Annotated in this window: 17 protein-coding genes; 9 read left to right on the top strand and 8 right to left on the bottom strand. The window is 53.0% G+C overall.

Features of this window, described 5'->3' with window-relative positions; genetic code table 11:
* Positions 1 to 42: 42 nt before the first annotated feature.
* The 3 genes from EVJ30_RS09550 to EVJ30_RS09560 all read right to left on the bottom strand — a co-directional run bounded on the left by EVJ30_RS09550 (position 43) and on the right by EVJ30_RS09560 (position 1652).
* Positions 43 to 699, bottom strand: a complete 657-nt coding sequence (locus EVJ30_RS09550) for an RNA-guided endonuclease TnpB family protein (RefSeq protein ID WP_236636074.1) — start codon at positions 697 to 699, stop codon at positions 43 to 45.
* Positions 700 to 912: 213 nt separating this feature from the next.
* Entirely contained in the window at positions 913 to 1326 is a 414-nt protein-coding gene (locus EVJ30_RS09555; protein WP_070328358.1) for a pyridoxamine 5'-phosphate oxidase family protein, read from the bottom strand.
* Positions 1327 to 1451: 125 nt separating this feature from the next.
* The gene (locus tag EVJ30_RS09560; RefSeq protein WP_016507985.1) at positions 1452 to 1652 is read right to left on the bottom strand and encodes a cold-shock protein; all 201 of its coding nucleotides are present in this window, start codon (positions 1650 to 1652) and stop codon (positions 1452 to 1454) included.
* A 265-nt stretch (positions 1653 to 1917) separates the two neighbouring features.
* Between EVJ30_RS09560 and EVJ30_RS09565 the strand changes: the two genes are divergently transcribed.
* Positions 1918 to 3516: a glycoside hydrolase family 55 protein gene (locus EVJ30_RS09565; protein WP_131457932.1), complete on the top strand. Its 1599-nt coding sequence runs from the start codon at positions 1918 to 1920 to the stop codon at positions 3514 to 3516.
* Here EVJ30_RS09565 and EVJ30_RS09570 read toward each other — a convergent pair.
* Together EVJ30_RS09570 and EVJ30_RS09575 are read right to left on the bottom strand one after the other, a co-directional pair.
* Positions 3480 to 3986 carry a flavodoxin domain-containing protein gene (locus EVJ30_RS09570; protein ID WP_131457933.1) on the bottom strand — a complete coding sequence of 169 codons (507 nt, stop codon included), beginning with the start codon at positions 3984 to 3986 and terminating at the stop codon, positions 3480 to 3482. The two genes, EVJ30_RS09565 and EVJ30_RS09570, sit on opposite strands and share 37 nt — an antisense overlap.
* Positions 3987 to 4088: 102 nt before the next feature.
* A complete protein-coding gene (locus EVJ30_RS09575; protein WP_131457934.1) occupies positions 4089 to 5738 on the bottom strand; it encodes a glycoside hydrolase family 13 protein in 1650 nt (549 codons plus the stop codon).
* Positions 5739 to 5861: 123 nt separating this feature from the next.
* Between EVJ30_RS09575 and EVJ30_RS09580 the strand changes: the two genes are divergently transcribed.
* The 4 genes from EVJ30_RS09580 (at position 5862) to EVJ30_RS09595 (ending at position 9533) form a co-directional block, all read left to right on the top strand.
* A complete protein-coding gene (locus EVJ30_RS09580; protein ID WP_131468889.1) occupies positions 5862 to 6641 on the top strand; it encodes a helix-turn-helix domain-containing protein in 780 nt (259 codons plus the stop codon).
* A gap of 98 nt (positions 6642 to 6739) precedes the next feature.
* Positions 6740 to 8065 (top strand): globin family protein, encoded by a 1326-nt coding sequence (locus EVJ30_RS09585; protein WP_236636075.1) that lies wholly within the window; start codon positions 6740 to 6742, stop codon positions 8063 to 8065.
* A 19-nt stretch (positions 8066 to 8084) separates the two neighbouring features.
* Complete coding sequence (locus tag EVJ30_RS09590; RefSeq protein ID WP_131457937.1) at positions 8085 to 8981, top strand: class F sortase; 897 nt, start codon at positions 8085 to 8087, stop codon at positions 8979 to 8981.
* A gap of 105 nt (positions 8982 to 9086) precedes the next feature.
* Entirely contained in the window at positions 9087 to 9533 is a 447-nt protein-coding gene (locus EVJ30_RS09595) for a hypothetical protein (RefSeq protein ID WP_131457938.1), read from the top strand.
* A gap of 52 nt (positions 9534 to 9585) precedes the next feature.
* Here the strand turns inward: EVJ30_RS09595 and EVJ30_RS09600 are convergent, their stop codons facing one another.
* The 3 genes from EVJ30_RS09600 to EVJ30_RS09610 form a co-directional block, all read right to left on the bottom strand.
* Positions 9586 to 10293, bottom strand: a complete 708-nt coding sequence (locus tag EVJ30_RS09600; RefSeq protein WP_131457939.1) for an ABC transporter ATP-binding protein — start codon at positions 10291 to 10293, stop codon at positions 9586 to 9588.
* Positions 10293 to 11930 (bottom strand): ABC transporter permease, encoded by a 1638-nt coding sequence (locus tag EVJ30_RS09605; RefSeq protein ID WP_131457940.1) that lies wholly within the window; start codon positions 11928 to 11930, stop codon positions 10293 to 10295. Before EVJ30_RS09605 ends, EVJ30_RS09600 begins: the two co-directional genes overlap by 1 nt.
* A gap of 131 nt (positions 11931 to 12061) precedes the next feature.
* Entirely contained in the window at positions 12062 to 13132 is a 1071-nt protein-coding gene (locus tag EVJ30_RS09610) for a Fe(3+) ABC transporter substrate-binding protein (protein ID WP_131457941.1), read from the bottom strand.
* Between the two features lie 227 nt (positions 13133 to 13359).
* Between EVJ30_RS09610 and EVJ30_RS09615 the strand changes: the two genes are divergently transcribed.
* From EVJ30_RS09615 to EVJ30_RS09630, 4 genes are all read left to right on the top strand, one after another.
* A complete protein-coding gene (locus tag EVJ30_RS09615) occupies positions 13360 to 13926 on the top strand; it encodes a TetR/AcrR family transcriptional regulator (RefSeq protein ID WP_131457942.1) in 567 nt (188 codons plus the stop codon).
* Between the two features lie 28 nt (positions 13927 to 13954).
* Positions 13955 to 17101, top strand: a complete 3147-nt coding sequence (locus tag EVJ30_RS09620; protein ID WP_131468893.1) for an efflux RND transporter permease subunit — start codon at positions 13955 to 13957, stop codon at positions 17099 to 17101.
* A 133-nt stretch (positions 17102 to 17234) separates the two neighbouring features.
* Positions 17235 to 17591, top strand: a complete 357-nt coding sequence (locus EVJ30_RS09625; protein ID WP_131468895.1) for a CidA/LrgA family protein — start codon at positions 17235 to 17237, stop codon at positions 17589 to 17591.
* Positions 17592 to 17605: 14 nt separating this feature from the next.
* Positions 17606 to 18262, top strand: a complete 657-nt coding sequence (locus EVJ30_RS09630) for an LrgB family protein (RefSeq protein ID WP_236636076.1) — start codon at positions 17606 to 17608, stop codon at positions 18260 to 18262.
* Positions 18263 to 18317 lie beyond the last annotated feature (55 nt).

The raw sequence follows: 18317 nt of genomic DNA on the forward strand, positions 1-18317 counted from the left end.
GTGCCAATCACCGGGGACTCTTATCGATTGAAAGACCATCGGTCAGAACAAACTGTGGCTGATGAAGTGAGCAATAGTGAGCATTATTAAGCGAACGAAATTGTACATAAAGACGTTGACATTTATAGTCATGACGGCGAAGTGCCCGAGGCCGAGGTCGATCCCGATCTTGTGCTCGGCCGGGACCCACGGCTCGTCGTCCTGCTCGACGAGGAGCGACACGAAGAACTTGCCCGTCTTCGTCATCGACACGGTCGCAGAGCGGATGGCCCCGTCGAAGATTCGGTGCTGTGTGAAGCGGATGAACCCGACCTTCGGGAGCCGGACCCGGTCCCCCTCGATGCGGATCGTGCCGTGCTGGTTGTTCGTCGTGTAGGACGCGCGCGCTTTCCGTTTCGACTTGAACACCGGGAAGCCGGCCGTCCCGGCGAAGAACTTCGCGAACGCCGTGTCGAGGTGCAGCTTCGCGTTCGCGAGCGCGAGGCTGTCCGCCTCGGCGAGGAACGGGAACAGCGGCTTGTACGAGGCCGGCGTCGGCGGCTTTCGCTTCGCGCCGCTCCCAGCCTTCGTCTCCTCGTGGATAGCGATGCGGTCCTCGAGCAGCTTGTTGTAGACGAACCGGGCACAGCCGATCGTCCTGACCAGGAAATCGGCCTGTTCCGACGTCGGGTGGAGCCTGTATTTGTAGCCATTCAGCATGTCTCCCCCTCCTCTCGGCCGATGATCGTGATGAACGCCTTCCTCATCCGATACCCGCGACGGGGGAAGGGAAATCTGACGGAATTACGAACTTATGTTCGTCATATCTGTCACAGGGGTGGCCAAGAGGTTTATGTACGGGCGATTCATCTCCCACCTACGCTGGGCCTCGCCCCAGACGCTTAGAGGTGGGAGAATTCTCGCTTAATTATGTTAAAGATCAACTTGTTGTGGCGGTTGGCCTTTTTTATTCATCACACGCATCGATTGCGGTGAGATTTTTAAAATGACGAGTTTTGGATCATCCGGGCCGTCGAACCAGCCCTCAAGTTTTTCGTTCCACACTTTTTCTTTCATCGACTCGTCATCAGACACCGACGTCTCTCCTAAAATCTCGAGATACGTGTCGCCGACCCCGTCCCCGTCGTAGCCGATCAAGACGTGCGTGTACGGATTGTTCTTCAACTCATCGACTTTATCCGTATCTTTCGAGGTTGCCGTATAGAGTGTCAGACCGTCATGGAAAAACGTCATGTATCGGCTGTGCGGCTTCCCTTTATATACCGTGGCCATCGTTCCGACGTTGCTTGCATCTAGAATTTGTTGTGCCGTTGTTTTAGCATCCATTTAAAAAGCCCCCTTATCATAGTCACTCGTATAATCATTCCCTTGCGGCATTTGATTAAACACGAAGACACGAAAAAACCTGCTCGCCGAAGCGAGCAGGTTATAAAATTCCTTAGAAAGGAAGATTAGATTTTTTCAACGTTAGAAGCTTGTGGGCCACGAGCTCCGTCAGTGATTTCGAAAGTTACTGCTTGGCCTTCTTCAAGTGTCTTGAAGCCGTCGCCTTGGATTGCTGAGAAGTGTACGAATACGTCGTCTCCGCCTTCCATTTCGATGAAGCCGTAACCTTTTTCTGAGTTAAACCATTTTACTTTACCTGTGTTCATAATGAACCCTCCTGAAATAAACGCTGTGCGTTCTAGTAGTGCCTTACTAGAAAAAACTGACCAAAAAAAAGCACAAAACTTGTTGGATTATCTTTCATGAAAAATAATCCCAAGCGATTGTGAATTATGTTTCCAGCTATTCTTAATTAAGCACATATGTAATATACCATGGATAAATGCTTCTGTCTACTAAATACTTCGGTTTGCTAAAAATAATTTCAAAACGGGTACATCACATGTAGTGAACGTTAGGAGGACGACTCATATGATGAATCAAATTGACCGCACGCATATCGCTGCCACTATCGCCCGCTACGCGGCCTGGTCGACAGATGAGCTATTGACGGAGACGCTCGCTTGGCATCAAGCGACGCGACACGACCATTATCCTGACCAATCGAAGTCGTACCGCTCCCACTTGCCGATGACGGAACGGATCACACCGGTGACGAGTGCACTCCCGCTCGAGGTCGTCGACGATCTCGTCCGGCCCGTCTGGATGCGTCGTCTCGACGCGGAACATTTGAATTTACTGCAGACGACACGCCATCACGTCGACGTGACCGATTACGGGGCCGTCGGGGACGGCAAGACGGACTGCACGCTCGCATTCCGGCTCGCGCTTCGGTCGAACCGCCACGTCCACGTGCCGGCCGGTGTCTATATCGTCCGTGGCGTCCGGATCCCCTCGAACTGCGTGCTCGAAGGTGCGGGACAGCAGGACACGGTATTACGCTTGGCCGACGGCACACCGAAGCATCGCCGGCTGCTGCGAAATGCGACACCGTTTTATGGGAACCATCACATCGAGGTCGCCCATCTGACGCTCGACTGGAACGTCGAGCGCCTTGGCGACGTCGATCGGACGTCGAGTGGAGACACGGCTTCGAGCGCGTTGACGTTCGCCCACGTCAAATTCGCCTGGGTCCATCACGTCACCGCCAAAGGTGCCGGACTGCACGCGTTCGATATCACCGCCCCTCACTACCATTACCTCGGGGACGGATCGCGTGCCAAAAAAGGCAGCCGCTACATCTGGCTCGATCGCTGCGAGGCGACGAACTATGGGGACGACGGCATCACGACGCATCATAGCGACGCCATCTACATCACGAACTGCTACTGTCATCACCCGCACGGACGTACGCACGCCCACGGCTTCTCCAATTCAAACGGCATCGAGGTCGATGACGGTTCGCGTCACGTCGTGCTCGTCAACAATATGACGGAAGGTTGTTTTGGAGGAGTCGAGGTGAAAGCCCACGGTACGTCCTCGGCCGCCCATGACGTCCATATTTTTGGGCACGTCTCGTATCGTGATAATCGGTCCTTCAATTTTCGCCACATCGGACACCACTTGGCCGACGATCCCGAGTCGAAGACGGCGCGGTTCATCTCGGGAACGAATTTACTATCGATTGAACCGGTACGCTCGAAGCTATACGCCAAGTCATCGCCCCGTAGCCTCGTCGTATCGGCGTATCAAGACGTATTGATCCATGGCTTTACGGCCATCGGTGACCCGTCCTATGATTATACAGGACATCCAGCGCTCGCCGTCCAGTATAAGTCTCGGAACGTTCAATTAAAACGAATTGCCACAAGCGGGTTCGTTTCCAGCCGCGCCGACATCGAACTGTTCGGCGGCGACAACCGGACCGATCACGTCACAATCGAAGATGTCACGTGCCGGAATTCGGCCCCGATCTCTGTAAAGATCGGCGGACAGCTCGCTAACGTCGTGCTAAAACACATCGAAGGCGAACAAAAAAGTGGAGATGTCCTCATCTCCACGAGTAGCCCGGTCGAAGCGCACGACTTATTCGCTTATGGTTTCTCAGATCGGGTGCGAAGTGACGCTTGAGCCGACTCGACGAGCTCATTCAACCGTGCTTCGTCCAAATTGAGCGAACTGACCGTCTGTTTGGCCATCATCCGGACGATGGCTTTGTCGAGGAAGCCCATCCGCTCAAAGTCATAGCCGCTACCGACGACTTCGACGAAGTAGGCGTGTGCTCGTAAATGTTCCCCGTACGCGCCTTCGAGCTCACGTTGCCGCTCCGCCGCGGTCGGCGTGCCGGCGCACAAGTACAATCCGAGCGGACGTTCAAGCAATTGGACTTCATTTTGCTTCAACCAGTCGGTCAGCTCGTCTTGGACTTTCCCCATCCGGATCGATCCCCCGACGATGACGTGGTCGACCGTTGCCCAATCGACGTCTGGCTCATCGACCAAGTTTTGAACGTGGACGTTTCCGGACAACCGTGCGGCCAAAAGATGGGCGACTTTCTCGCTCGTACCATATCGTGACGTATACGCAATCAACGTCTTCATCTCGTTTCCCCCTTTTAAGTCGGAATCTACTCTTCCTATTCCCGAATGCCTTGGAGAATACTATACGCCCGAAAAAAACTCGCCGCTTGGGCGAGTTTTTTGTCATAGTTTATACACTTGTGCCTCGTACGGACGAAGCGTGAACGGTTCGATTGGCTCCATGTTGCCGATGACACGGTCTTTGACGTCATACGGCAATGTCCGTTCTTGTGTTTCAGCAGAGAAGTTGCACAGCACGAGCCACGTCTCTCCTTCGAGCGCCCGCGTGAACGCGTAGACGGCTTCGTCTTCAGGGAGCAACAGCTCATACTTCCCGTAGACGACGACCGGATTCTGTTTCCGCAGCGCGATCAACTGACGGTAGTAATGGAAGAGTGAATTCGGATCAAGACGTGCCGCTTCCGCGTTCACGTCAACGTAGTTCGGATTGACATCGATCCACGGCGTACCGGTCGTGAACCCACCTTGCGCGTCAGCCGACCATTGGACCGGCGTCCGCGAATTGTCGCGTCCGCGGGCGTGGATGCCGCGGAAGATCTCCTCGTGCGTCAACAAATCGTTCGATGTGTAATCGCGATACGCGTTGAGCGTCTCGATGTCACGGTACTTGTCGATCGAGTCGAACGCGACGTTCGTCATGCCGAACTCTTCGCCCTGATAAATGTACGGCGTCCCTTTCAACATGTGCAGGAGTGTCGCAAGCATCTTGCCAGAGACGACCCGGTACTCATCCGAATCGTTGCCGAATCGCGAAATCGCCCGCGGTTGGTCGTGGTTGCTCCAATACAGGCTGTTCCACCCCTCTTCCTCGAGTCCTTCTTGCCAACGCGAGAAGATCGTCTTCAGCTCCGTCAGCTTCCAGTCGGTCGGATTCCACTTCCCAAAGCTACCGTTGCCGACGTCGACGTGCTCGAAATGGAACACCATGTTGAGCTCGTCACGGTCTTCACCAGTGTAGAGCTTCGCCTCGTCGACGCTGACACCCGGCATCTCCCCGACCGTGATTGTATCGTACTTCGACAACACTTCACGATTCATCTCTTGCATGAACTCATGGATGCGCGGCCCGTTGAAGAAGAACGGCGTTCCGTCTCCGTAGCCCGTCCCGCGCGTCTTCCCGTCCGGATAGCTTTGGTCTTTCGAGATCATATTGATGACGTCCATCCGGAAACCGTCGACGCCTTTGTCGAGCCAGTAAGCCATCAAATCGTACACTTCGCGGCGCAGCGTCTCCGACTCCCAGTTCAAGTCGGGCTGTTTCTTACTGAACAAGTGCAGATAATATTCGTCGCTCGCTTCATCGTACGCCCACGCGCTGCCGCCAAAGAAAGCCCCCCAGTTCGTCGGCGGCTGACCGTTCTCGCCTTTTTTCCAAATGTAGTAGTCGCGGTACGGGCTGTCTTTCGAAGACCGAGACTCCATGAACCATTGGTGCTCATCGGAAGAATGGTTGACGACGAGGTCCATCATGATCTTGATGCCGTGACGGTGCGCCTCTTCGAGCATCGCATCGAAATCGTCCATCGTCCCGAACTCATCCATAATCGCACGGTAGTCGCGGATGTCATAGCCGTTGTCATCGTTCGGCGAATCGTACACCGGTGACAACCAGATGACGTCGATCCCGAGTTCAGCCAAATAGGACATCTTTTCCGTGATGCCCGGGATGTCCCCGATTCCGTCCCCGTTCGAGTCGTTAAAGCTGCGCGGATAAATCTGATAGACGACCGCTTCTTTCCACCATTGTTTCATAAAAGTCTCCTCCTCATCATCGGTTCAAATCTGACGTCATCATCGTACCTTGTCCCGCCGCCTGTGCCTATCCATGATATGATTAAGATATGCACAATCTTGCTATTATAAAGGAGTAATTCGATGGAAATCGGCTTTTGTGGCTATTCGTATCACACAGCAGCATATACTTTTCCGTTCGCCAACCGGTTGGACACGTACTTGATCCGCTTGCAGACTGAAGGGTCGGCCCGAATCCTCGTCAACGGGGAGACATACGTCGCGCACCCCGGCGATCTGTTGCTCGTCAAACCGGGTGACTACTATGAGTTGAATATCGATACCCCGGCGAGTGGCGACTATCATTTGTTCTGCGCTGGTCCGACGCTCGACGCCTGGTGGTCGACGACTACCCGCTCACAGCTCACCACGATCTCGATTGACCCTCGCCTCCTGTCGCTTTGGCAACACGTCACGGAAGAGGCACGACGACCGACCGATGAACAGAGCACAGCGTTGATCGAGAAGTTGACCGAGGCGCTTCTGCTCATGCTCGATCGGTCGATGCGAGACGTCCGGACGAATGTACGTCCCCCGGTCGTGTCTCGCATGATGCGTTATATAGAAGGAAACGTCACCGCCGACTTCAAAATTGACGACGTCGCCGCTGCCGTCGGCTTGAGCGTGTCGCGGACCGTGCACCTCTTTAAGGAAGTGACCGGGATGACGATCATCGAGTACGCGCACACGATCCGGCTTCAGCTCGCCGAAGAGCAAATGCGGTATACACAACACTCGCTCGAACGGATCGCCGAGCTGTCCGGGTTTCGAACGTATCCCTATTTCCACCGGATTTTTAAACGGAAATATGGCGTCGCACCAGGGGTGTACCGCACACTTCAACAAAAAAACGAAAAAAAATAATCAAAAAGTGATCCATTTTTTGAATCGCTCCGTTAGATGGGTGTAAACAACGACAACCACTCACAAAAAAGGAGCGATTGAACATGAAGAAAAAAACAATGAACAAATTTGTTGCACCGGCACTGGCACTGGGGTTACTCGTACCATTGAACGCACAGGCAGCTGACCACTCTCCAACAGCGAGCACACCAGCTGGAGACCTTCGTGCCACGCTCGACCAATTACTATCTGAGCATTATGTCTTAGCCGTCACATCGATGATGAAAGCTTACGACGGGGCACCTGATGCCGAAGTCGTAGTAAAAGCACTCGATCAAAACGCGCTTGACATGACGCCAGCCATCGCCTCAATCTACGGTGATGCAGGCGCGGCTCAGTTCGAAGACATCTTCGCCGGCCATAACGACTACTCGCCTGACTTCGTCGAAGCTGCCAAGTCAGACGACAAAGAACTTCGTGCCGAGGCTGAAGCCGAAGTCGATGAGTTCGTCGAAGAGTTCTCGACATTCCTCGATGCTGCGACAGAAGGCAACTTACCGAAAGAAGCAGCCGCTGACGTCCTTGAACTTCACGAAGACCAAGTTCTCTCGGTGTTTGATAACTACGTCGCCGGTGACTACGAGTCGGCTTACATGACATACCGTGAAGGCTACAAGCTCATGTTCGACATCAGTAAAGCCCTCTCAGGAGCAATCGTCACGCAAATGCCTGACAAGTTCCCGACACCTGCTGACACGCCAGCTGTAGAGCTTCGTTCGACATTGAACAGCCTCGCCGGTGAACACTTTGCCCTCGCTGCGATCGGCATGCAAAAAGGCTACGACAAAGCGGAAGATTTCGACTACGTCAGCTGGGCTGAAGATCAAAACACGCTCGACTTTAAAGCAGCCATCGGTTCGGTCTACGGTGACGAAGGTGCGGCTCAGTTTGAAAAAGTATGGAACGGGAACCACATCACAGCACAAGGTGACATCGTCGCAGCAACACTTGAAGGCGACGAAGCTAAAATCGAAGAAGCACGCATGAAACTCGATCAGTTCGCTGTCGACTTCAGCACGTTCCTCGATGCGGCGACAGAAGGCAACTTGCCACAAGCGGCCGGTCAAGAAGCGATCATGCAACATGAGGCACTCGTGCTTCAAACGTTTGATCAATATGTAGCCGGTAACGCAGATGCAGCTTGGATGTCATTCCGTGAAGGATACGCGTTCATGTTCGGTGTTGGTGAAACACTTGGTAACGCGATCGTGACACAAATGCCTGACAAGTTCGCTGAAACGACAATGCCTGAAGCGATGCCTGAAACAGGTCTCGGTGGTGCACAAGCACAATCAATGAATACCCTTTACGCTGGCCTTGCTATACTTGGCGGAATCATGCTCGCCTTTGTCACGCTTCGCAACCGTAAACAATCTGTTCAATAATAAATAAGGAGAGAGCCCAATGAACAAGCGCCATTTGTTTTTGGCGCTCTCTCTATTTTGTTTCGGCTTCTGGTCGTGGACGAGCGCTCAAGAATCGTCATCACCACCTGTAGAAGAAAAACAAATAGAGGAGAGCCCAGATTTATCGGCTGAATTCTCACTTCTACAGGAAGAGGTGAAGAAACTTCGTTTAGCCGAGGAAGAGGAAAGCACTAAAGCCGTGACACCTGTCCAGATTCAAATCCCGAGCATCAATGTCGACACCGCGATCGAACAAGTCGGCGTGCTCGATAACGGACAGATGGGCGTACCCGTTGACGAGAATCAAGTCGGCTGGTTCGAACCCGGTGTCAAACCAGGCAGTAAAGGCAACGCCGTCGTCGCCGGACACGTTGATAGTAAGACGGGGCCCGCCGTCTTTTATGAACTCGATCAACTGAAGACAGGCGATGACGTGACGATTATCGACGAGAACGGCAACACGCTGCGATTTCGTGTCACAAAAACAGAGAGTTATGACACGAAAAATGCCCCGATCGACGAGATTTTTGGCGCCACGTCAAATCGCAACTTGAACTTGATCACGTGTTCCGGTACGTTCGGGGACGGCGGTTATGACCAACGTTTCGTCGTTTACACGGAGCTTGTCGATAGCGAGATCAAGTCGACAGTCGAACTCGACGCCCCGACGAACGTCACGTTAAGCGGTAACTTGCTCACATGGCACGCGGTCCGTGACGATGCCGTCATCGGCTACCGTGTCTATGAAGTCATCGACGGGAACGCGACACGTATCGAGAGCGTCCCGTCACACGCCCGGAAGAGCGTTGAAGTCACGAACGGGCAGGCAACGTATTACGTGACGGCGATCGACCGGCTTGGAAATGAGTCGAAGCCGTCTCAGACAGCGAAGTAGACACGAAACGCCCTTGGATAAAAAATCTAAGGGCATTTTTTCTGTTTTCCATATATAGTGAATGTAGCAAAAAATGCATAGATTTAGGATAAGGAGTTTCAAGTCATGAGGACTCGACTTTCACAACCATTCGCAAATCAGTTAAAGAGAAGAATTCGCACCATTTGGGGTGTGAACGATTCGTATTATTGGTACCCTCTTTCCACTTCTCCTCGACTCGATGTGATTGCATTCGACAGCGATTATATTGAAGATGTTGATCAAAAAATCGAAGAAATCCGCCAATGGGTATGGGACCAAGGGACGGAGCTTATATTTGAACTGCATGAGGACCGTACACTATGGCAAATCGACACCGCTTCATTAGATCCTTGTTATGAAGGTCGTTATTTAGAACGCTATTGGTTTGACCAAAAAATGAACTGGATCATTTATGCGTCCCACGAAAGTACAATTAGCTTTGGTGGGCATGGATTGATCACATCACTCCAGTCCTACTGGTCGGATTGGCAGGAGCATCTGTCCGTTTTAGACAATCGATTTTTTGAGTAATGAACTTCACAAAAAAAGACGCACCCATTTTTGATCAATGAGTGCGCCGTACTTACACAAAGCAAGGAATCTGCGGGTTGAACGTCTTGTTGTTCTCCGTCATGACCTGCTTTTTAATTTTGCCTTCTCCGAGATAGACGATACGGTCGGCGAGCGCTTCCGCGTCTTCCTCGTCGTGCGTGACAAAGATCGTCGTCGTGCCCGTCTGTTTGAGGAGACGGCGCAAGTCGTCGCGGATCCGGTGTTGGAGCGACGTGTCCAAGTTACTGAACGGCTCGTCTAAGATCAAGAGAGACGGCTTCGGTGCGAGCGCACGCGCGAGCGCGACACGCTGCTGCTGACCGCCGCTCAGCTCATACGGATAGCGATGTCGGAACTCAGATAAGTTCACGAGCGTGAGCATCTCCTCGACCCGTTCGTTCCGCTCCTTCCGGCTGAGCTTATGGAGGCCGAAGCGGATGTTCTTCTCAACGGTCATGTGCGGGAAGAGCGCATAGTCTTGAAACACCATGCCGACGCCGCGTTGTTCGGGCGGCATAAACTGGCAGTCGTCACAACAGACGCAATCGTTGACGACGACGACGCCTTGATTTGGCATCTCGAGACCGGCGATCAGGCGCAAGATCGTACTTTTCCCCGAACCGCTGTCGCCGAGGAGGGATACGATTTCGCCTTTCGTGATCGAGAGCGAGAACCCTTTGATCGTCTCTGCTTGCGCACCTTTATAGCTGAAGTGTAAATCGTTGATTTGAACAAACATTAGTCGGCCTCCTTATCAAGCACCTTATGGAACACAAAGATTAACAATCCGCTCATGAGAACGATGACGATCGACGCGAGCGCCGCTTCGTGAATCTTCTCATCACTGACATATTTGAACGCCTGCGTCGCAAGCGTCGAGAAGTTGAACGGCTGCAAGAACAGCGTGAGCGGCAACTCTTTCATAATATCGATGAAGACGAGGATGAACGCGCTCATGATCGCCCCTTTGATCATCGGGATATCGACCCGGAAGAACGTCTGCACCGTGCCCCAACCGAGCATACGTGACGCTTCCGTGAACGACTTCCCGACTTTCTCGAATCCGCTCTCGATCGAGTTGTAACCGATGGCGAGGAAACGGATGACGTAGGCGAAGATGAGCATGATGAGCGTCGTCCGGAACACGAACGTCTGTCCGACATCGAGCGCGAGCGCTGCTTTTAGCACCCATTCGTCTAATAGTAAGAACAACGTGATGACAGCGATGGCGATGGCCGCTCCCGGGATCGAGTAGCCGAGCGTCGTCACTTTCGAGATGACGCGCGTCATGTTCGATGGGAACAGCCGCGTATAGTTGGCGATGATGAGTGCGAATACGAGAATGATGATTGTCGCGATAAAGGCGACGCTCACCGTGTTCCAGACGAGGCGGAAAAATTCAGCCGTGAACACTTGCTCGAACGTCAAGAACGTCCAAGCGACGAGTTGGATGAACGGGATCGCAAAAGCGATACCGAAGATCGTCGCCACGTAACCGAACACGGCGTAGCGGTGCCAGCCGTTCAACGGTCTTGGCTTGAGCGGCTTCACTTTTGTCGTCGCATAGCTGAACTGCTTGCGGCCTCGGACGAGTCGTTCCGCCATCAAGATGGCGATGACGATGATCATGAGCGTGCCGGCAAGTTTTAACGCTGAAGACGTGTCTTTCATACCGAACCACGTGCTGAAGATGGCCGTACTGAACGTCTGGATCCCGAAGTATTTGACGACGCCGTAGTCGTTCAACACTTCCATCAAGACGAGACTGACGCCACCGATGATGGCGACGCGCGAGATCGGGATGACGACGGTGAAAAAGATATCCCACGACCCGCGTCCGAGGATGCGGGCGTTCTCGATCATCGACGATGACTGGTTGTGTAGGAACGCGCGTGTGATCGTATAAATGTACGGATATAAGAACAACGTGAAGATGAAGATCGTCCCTTGGATCGTCATGATATTGAAGTACGTCTGATCCACGGTGATGCCAAACTCGTTGCGCAGCGTCGTCTGGATGACGCCGGTGTAGTTCAAGATGCCATGATACGTGTAAGCACCGATATACGGCGGTATTGCGAGCGGCAAGATGAGCGCCCATTTGAAGAATCGCCGTAACGGGAAGTCATACACCGTGACGAACCAAGCGAGGCTCGTTCCGATGATGGTCGTCAAGAAACCGGTCACGAGCATGATGAACAACGTGTTCCTCACGTACGTCGGCAGCAGATATTCGCGGATGTGTTGCCAATTGTCATTGACCGGTGCGAACAGTTCTACTAAGACAACGATTCCTGGCAGGACGATAAACGACAACGCGATAAAGCTCAGGATGGACCATCCATTCAGTTGTCGTTTGATTGCATACCAGTTCATGTCTTACAGCTCCCGTTTCTTTCATTTACTTCCTGTCCCATCATATCAGTTTCATCGTCCCGGTCATACCTTTAGACTGTCAGGAAACGCAAAAACCTTCGGCCTGAACATGCGTTCAAGCCGAAGTCGTCTTATTTCCAACCAGCTTCGTTGAAGATGCGGATGGCTTCTTGCTGATTTTCACCGAGAACAGATAGGTTGATATCTTGTTCTTTGAACTCACCCCATGATTTGAGGAGCTCGTTCGGCTCGACTGATTCGTTGACCGGGTACTCGTAGTTGGCGCTTGCGAACTGCTCTTGCGCTGACGGGTCAGACATGAACTCCATGAGTTTCTTCGCGTTGTCAGAGTTCTTTGCCGCTTTCGTCATCGCGATTCCAGAGATGTTGACGTGCGTACCTGTCGTGTCTTGGTTCGGGAAGAAGATACCGAGCGCTTCAGCGACTTTCTTCTCTTCCGCGTCTTCTGAGTTCAACATGAGACCCATGTAGTATGTGTTCATGATGGCCACATCACCTTCACCGGCGACGACGGCTTTCGCTTGATCACGATCGTTCCCTTGTGGGTCACGTGCCATGTTGTTGACAAGACCTTCTGCCCATTCTTTCGCTTGGTCGACACCGTTCACTTCGATGAATGACGCGAGGAGCGAGATGTTGTACATGTTTTCAGATGGACGAACGAGCACTTTCCCATTCCACTGTTCTTCCGTGAGCGCTTCGTACGTCGACAAGTCTTCCGGCTTCACGCGATCTTTCGCGTAGACAATGACACGTGCACGCTTCGTGAGACCGAACCATTCCTTGTCCGTGTCACGGTATTTTTCTGGGATGTTCGACTCAAGCACATCGCTATCGACCGCTTGAAGATGCCCTGCTTCTTTTGCCTGGTGCAAGTTCCCGGCGTCAGCAGTAATGAAGAGATCCGCTTCCGTGTTCTCACCTTCTGTGTTCAAACGTTCGAGAAGTTCATCACCTTTTCCTTCGACGACGTTGACTTTCACGCCCGTCTCTTCTTCGAACTGTTTGTAGAGCTCTTTGTCGACATCGTAATGACGGCTCGAGTAGACGTTGACGACTTTTGATTCTTCTGCCGTCTCATTGTCCCCCGTAGTAGTCGTCTCTTCAGTGCTCGCGCAAGCCGCAAGCAGTGATGTCGTAAGTGCTGCTGAAAGTCCAAGTGCCATGTACTTTTTGTTCATTTGTAATTCCCCCACGTTTTAGTCTCTTTGTTGGTAATGATAATTACTCTCAATCACTATAATCAATGATAATCATTCTCATGTCAACCTTTTTTTGAAAATGTTGACATTGCTTATGTATTTATAACTTAACAGTTTTGACGATATCATTTCTTGACTTCAAAATGATGGGGCGCCTATAGTTGAAATGAAAAGACCGTCTGGTCGGTACAGAAAGGAGTGACGCAATGACAAACCGATCAACTATCACGAAACAAAAACTGTTAGATGCCGCAACCGAGATCATCATGGAGCACGGTGTGCACCAACTGACATTAGATGAAGTCGCGAAGACCGCTGGTGTCTCAAAAGGTGGCCTGTTATATCATTATCCGTCGAAAGAAGCGCTTTTGACCGCCATCGTCGAACGGCTTCAAACCGAACAAAACGATTTATACGAATCACTTCAGGCTGACGGCCACGGTCCGGTCGAGGCGTTCGTCCGCTTATTCGATGAGACGAAACTCTATCCGGAACGCTCACCGATTCATATCGATGCCGAGAAGATGATCGCCTTCTTGACGTTATTCGCCGTCGATCAAGCGTACGCCGACCGTTGGAAGCACGATATCGACACGTTCTTCGCCGGATTTCAACAGACGAGCGATCCCGTCGAGACGATGATCATCCGCTACGCCCTTGAAGGGATGATGATGTCCGAACACTTCAATGTCGGCGTCCCCCCTACCGCTTTAAAACAAGACATTATCGCTCGACTCATCGAGCGCGCCCGACACATCGATTCGGGAAACTAGACTAATTATTAGAGGAGAAATGAACCCCATGCAAAAGATCACGACCTTCTCCGTCAACAACAAGTTTGCCGTTTGGTTGATGACGATCATCTTAACGGCCGCCGGAATCTTTGCCGGCCTGACGATGAAACTAGAGACACTGCCTGACATCACGACACCGACCGTCTCGGTGACGACGATTTATCCCGGTGCTTCCCCTGAACAAGTGCTCAACGAAGTGAGCTCCGTGCTCGAAGATCGCTTGAAGAGTTTGAACGGTGTCGAACAAGTCCGTTCGTCTTCGTTCCAAAACGCTTCGAACATTCAAATCGATTATGATTTCAGCACGGATATGGAAGCGGCTGAACAACAGGTCAAAGATGCACTCAGCAACGTCGAGCTGCCAGAGTCCGTCCAAGACCCGCAAGTGTCACGCCTCAGCTTCGACGCTTTCCCGGTCGTCGGGGCAGCCGTTTCAGATGAAAGCCTCGATTTGGCTGAGTTGACAAAACTTGTCGAAGACGAGCTCCAACCGGCCCTTGAAGGTGTCGAAGGTGCCCAGCTCGTCCAAATCGCCGGTCAAGAAGTCCGTCGCGTCGAGCTTCGCTTCGACGAGGCCGCACTTGCTGAATACAACTTGACAGAAGATGCGGTCAAACAGTTGATTCAAGCAAACGATGCCCGCATCGCGCTCGGCTTGTACGAGCTCGGGGATACGGAACAGGCCGTCGTCATCGACGGGAAGTCGGAGACGCTCGAAGCGTTCCGTGACCTGCAAATCCCCTACTCACCAGCTCCAGCTGCTGAACCGACTGTCCCAGGGGCGCCAAGCGGATTCCCGGCTGGCGAGACACCTGAATTGCCAAGCGAAGTCCCAGGCACAGTCCCACCTGCGAATGTGCCGACAACAGTCCCGACCGTCGCTTTAAGCGAACTCGCGACAATCGAAGACCGCGGCATCGAAGAATCGATCTCGCGGTCGAACGGAGAACGTTCGATCGGGATTCAAGTGACGAAGACACAAGACGCGAACACCGTCGACGTCGTCAACGCCGTCAAAACGATTTTAGACGACTTTGAGGCCGAATATGATACGGCGAACGTCTCAATCACACTCGACCAAGGTCAGCCGATTGAAGCATCGGTCGAGACGATGGTATCGAAGGCGTTACTCGGCGGACTATTCGCCATTTTGATCATCTTAGTGTTCCTTCGTAACTTCCGTTCGACGATTATTGCTGTCATCTCGATTCCGCTATCGCTCTTGATGGCGCTCATCGTCTTGAAGCAACTCGATATCACGCTCAACATCATGACGCTCGGGGCGATGACCGTCGCGATTGGACGCGTCGTCGATGACTCGATTGTCGTCATCGAAAACATTTATCGTCGACTCACTCGTCCGAACGAACCGTTACGCGGCAAAGCGTTGATCATCGCCGCGACGAAAGAAGTGTTCGTCCCGATCGCGTCATCAACAATCGTGACGATCGCCGTCTTCTTGCCGCTCGGTTTCGTGACCGGCTTCGTCGGCGAACTGTTCTTGCCGTTCGCCTTGACCGTCGTCTTCGCCTTGCTCGCTTCGCTCCTCGTCGCGATCACGGTCGTACCGATGATGGCCGATTCGTTCTTTAAAAACCGTGACAAGCTGAAGCCGGAAGAAGGACCCGGTAAACTTGCCGAATGGTACCGCGGTGTGCTCAACTGGTCACTCAACCATAAGCTCGTCGTCTTCGGACTCGCGACACTTCTCTTGATCGGCAGTTTCGCCCTCGTCCCAGCCATCGGGGTCAACTTCTTGAACCAAGGTTCGGATAAGACGCTGTTCGTCACGTTCGACCCGGAACCGGGACAGACGCTTGACGACTCGATCGCGGCTGCTGAGATCGCCGAGACATACTTTATGGAAGACCAGCCGAACGCGACCGACGTCCAGTTCACGGTCGGTGGCGAAAACCCGCTCAACCCGGGGAATAACAAGCAAGGGATCTTCATCGTCCAGTACGACCCGGACACAGAAGACTTTGCCGACGTCAAATTGGCAGACATCGAACAATTGAACGAACTTGCCTCAGGCGGAGAATGGAAAGAACAAAACTTCGCCGGCGGTGCCGGAACGAGCGGTGTGACGTATAACGTCTACGCTAACTCGCTCGAAGATCTTGAAGCGATTGTCCCGACATTCATCGAGACGATCGAAGAAGAGACGGACTACGTCCGCCAAGCGACGTCTGATCTTCGTGAGTCATACGTCCAGTACACGTTCAACGTCGATCAACAAGCAGCAGCTGAAGCTGGCGTCTCGGCCGCTCAACTCGCTCAAACGATCGGTCAGTTCCAAGCACAAGCGAGTCCGCTCGCCAGTGTGACGATCGATGACAAACAGCTCGACGTCATCATCCCGACGGAACAAGTCACGTATGACAGCATTGAAGACTTGCAAGCGCAAGAAGTGACGACGCCGTTCGGACCGCGCCCAATCTCAGACTTCATCGAAGTCGAAGAAGGCACGACGCCGGACACACTCGTCCAGCGCGACGGCAAGCTCCTTGCTACCGTCAGCGTCGAACTTAGCACGGACAAGGCGACGGAAGCGTCGGCCGCCATCGAAGAACGTGTCTCTGACATCGATCTCCCGACTGGCGTCTCGTATGACGTCGGCGGTGTGACAGAACAGATTCAAGAATCGTTCACGCAGCTCGGCCTCGCGATGCTCGCAGCCATCGCCATCGTCTACTTGGTGCTCGTCGTCACGTTCGGCGGTGCCATCACCCCGTTCGTCGTATTGTTCTCGCTCCCTTACGCGATCATCGGCGGACTCGTCGCCCTCTTGATCACGGGAGAAACGATTTCCGTATCTGCTTTGATCGGTGCGCTCATGTTGATCGGGATCGTCGTCACAAACGCGATCGTCTTGATCGACCGCGTCATTCATAAAGAAGAAGCCGGTCTATCGACGCGTGAAGCGTTGCTTGAAGCAGCCGGTACGCGACTCCGTCCGATCCTCATGACGGCGCTCGCGACAATCGGTGCCTTATCACCACTCGCCCTCGGACTCGAAGGCGGCGCACTCATCTCGAAAGGTCTCGGTGTCACCGTCATCGGCGGACTCACAAGTTCGACGTTACTGACGTTGCTCATCGTCCCAATCGTCTATGAGTTCTTCGCCCGGTTCCGCAAGAAACAACAAGCATAATTCAAAAAGAGATTTGACCGAGAACCGGTCAAATCTCTTTTTGTGTTCAATCACATTGCCTACACCTTGACCCAAACGGATAAGTTTGAGAAAATTCTTACGTTTTGAACGTATATGCGAAAGGATGAATCACATGCAACGTCTTATCAAATGGATTATCGGCCTTTCGCTCTTATTTGGCTTGAGCGCGCTCGGGAATTGGATCGTCGCCGTGCTCGCTTTAAAAGTGCCAGGGAGCGTCATCGGCATGGTCCTGTTACTGCTCTTATTGATGACCAAGATCATCCGCGTCGAATGGATCGAAGATAGCGCCGGCTTCTTGACGAAGCACCTCGCCTTTTTCTTCATCCCGATCGCGGTCGGGCTCATGTCGTATAGCTCGCTTTTAAAGGCGGAAGGCATTCCGCTCTTCCTCGCCTTGATCATTAGCATGACGATCGGCCTCGTCGTGACGGCGCTCGTTTCCGGAAAACACGGTGAGGCGTCATGACCGTCTTCTGGATATTGATTACCATTGCCGTCTATATGTTGAGCCGGAAGCTGTCATTCAAATGGGCGTCCCCGTTCACGAACGTCGTCTTTTTGAGCACGCTCACGCTCATCTTGTTATTGCTCGGCTCTGGACAGACGTACGACACGTATGCGCCGGCGAAAGATGCGATCACGACACTGCTCGGGCCGGCGACAGTGGCGCTCGGCTTGCCGCTCTATCGCAACTTGCCGATCCTGCTCGCTCGGGCTAAACGAGCGCTCGGTGCCATCGTGTTCGGGACGTTATCAACGATTTTCGTCGCTGTCGGTCTCGGGACCGCACTCAAGTTGACGGATCACGTCTTGCTCGCCTTGTCCGTCAAATCGGTGACCTCGCCGATTGCGCTCGAGCTGGCACGACAGTTACAAGGTGACGCCGCGCTCGCCGCTTCGGTCGCCGTCGCCTGCGGCATCCTTGGCGCCATGCTCGGCCCAGTGATTCTATCTATGTTCAACGTGACCGACCCGTTCACGCGCGGACTCGCCCTCGGGACGATCAGCCACGGCATCGGGACAGCCCAAGCCGCGACCGAACATCCGCTCTCAGGCGCGACCGGTGGTGCCGCAATGGGACTGACAGCCATTCTCACGTCGTTCTTGTTGCCGTTGCTACTCCCTGTTCTTTTCTAATTGACAAGCGTTCAAAATATTTCATAATATGTGACATCTCATATTATAAGTGAAC

This window comes from Exiguobacterium sp. SH5S13 (genome assembly GCF_004337085.1).
Lineage (GTDB): Bacteria > Bacillota > Bacilli > Exiguobacteriales > Exiguobacteriaceae > Exiguobacterium > Exiguobacterium aurantiacum_A.

What these genes read in the sequence shown, in the direction of transcription:
- EVJ30_RS09550 (WP_236636074.1), bottom strand. Translation starts at nt 699, where the DNA reads ATGCTGAATGGCTACAAATACAGGCTCCACCCGACGTCGGAACAGGCC.
- EVJ30_RS09555 (WP_070328358.1), bottom strand. Translation starts at nt 1,326, where the DNA reads ATGGATGCTAAAACAACGGCACAACAAATTCTAGATGCAAGCAACGTC.
- EVJ30_RS09560 (WP_016507985.1), bottom strand. Translation starts at nt 1,652, where the DNA reads ATGAACACAGGTAAAGTAAAATGGTTTAACTCAGAAAAAGGTTACGGC.
- EVJ30_RS09565 (WP_131457932.1), top strand. Translation starts at nt 1,918, where the DNA reads ATGATGAATCAAATTGACCGCACGCATATCGCTGCCACTATCGCCCGC.
- EVJ30_RS09570 (WP_131457933.1), bottom strand. Translation starts at nt 3,986, where the DNA reads ATGAAGACGTTGATTGCGTATACGTCACGATATGGTACGAGCGAGAAA.
- EVJ30_RS09575 (WP_131457934.1), bottom strand. Translation starts at nt 5,738, where the DNA reads ATGAAACAATGGTGGAAAGAAGCGGTCGTCTATCAGATTTATCCGCGC.
- EVJ30_RS09580 (WP_131468889.1), top strand. Translation starts at nt 5,862, where the DNA reads ATGGAAATCGGCTTTTGTGGCTATTCGTATCACACAGCAGCATATACT.
- EVJ30_RS09585 (WP_236636075.1), top strand. Translation starts at nt 6,740, where the DNA reads ATGAACAAATTTGTTGCACCGGCACTGGCACTGGGGTTACTCGTACCA.
- EVJ30_RS09590 (WP_131457937.1), top strand. Translation starts at nt 8,085, where the DNA reads ATGAACAAGCGCCATTTGTTTTTGGCGCTCTCTCTATTTTGTTTCGGC.
- EVJ30_RS09595 (WP_131457938.1), top strand. Translation starts at nt 9,087, where the DNA reads ATGAGGACTCGACTTTCACAACCATTCGCAAATCAGTTAAAGAGAAGA.
- EVJ30_RS09600 (WP_131457939.1), bottom strand. Translation starts at nt 10,293, where the DNA reads ATGTTTGTTCAAATCAACGATTTACACTTCAGCTATAAAGGTGCGCAA.
- EVJ30_RS09605 (WP_131457940.1), bottom strand. Translation starts at nt 11,930, where the DNA reads ATGAACTGGTATGCAATCAAACGACAACTGAATGGATGGTCCATCCTG.
- EVJ30_RS09610 (WP_131457941.1), bottom strand. Translation starts at nt 13,132, where the DNA reads ATGAACAAAAAGTACATGGCACTTGGACTTTCAGCAGCACTTACGACA.
- EVJ30_RS09615 (WP_131457942.1), top strand. Translation starts at nt 13,360, where the DNA reads ATGACAAACCGATCAACTATCACGAAACAAAAACTGTTAGATGCCGCA.
- EVJ30_RS09620 (WP_131468893.1), top strand. Translation starts at nt 13,955, where the DNA reads ATGCAAAAGATCACGACCTTCTCCGTCAACAACAAGTTTGCCGTTTGG.
- EVJ30_RS09625 (WP_131468895.1), top strand. Translation starts at nt 17,235, where the DNA reads ATGCAACGTCTTATCAAATGGATTATCGGCCTTTCGCTCTTATTTGGC.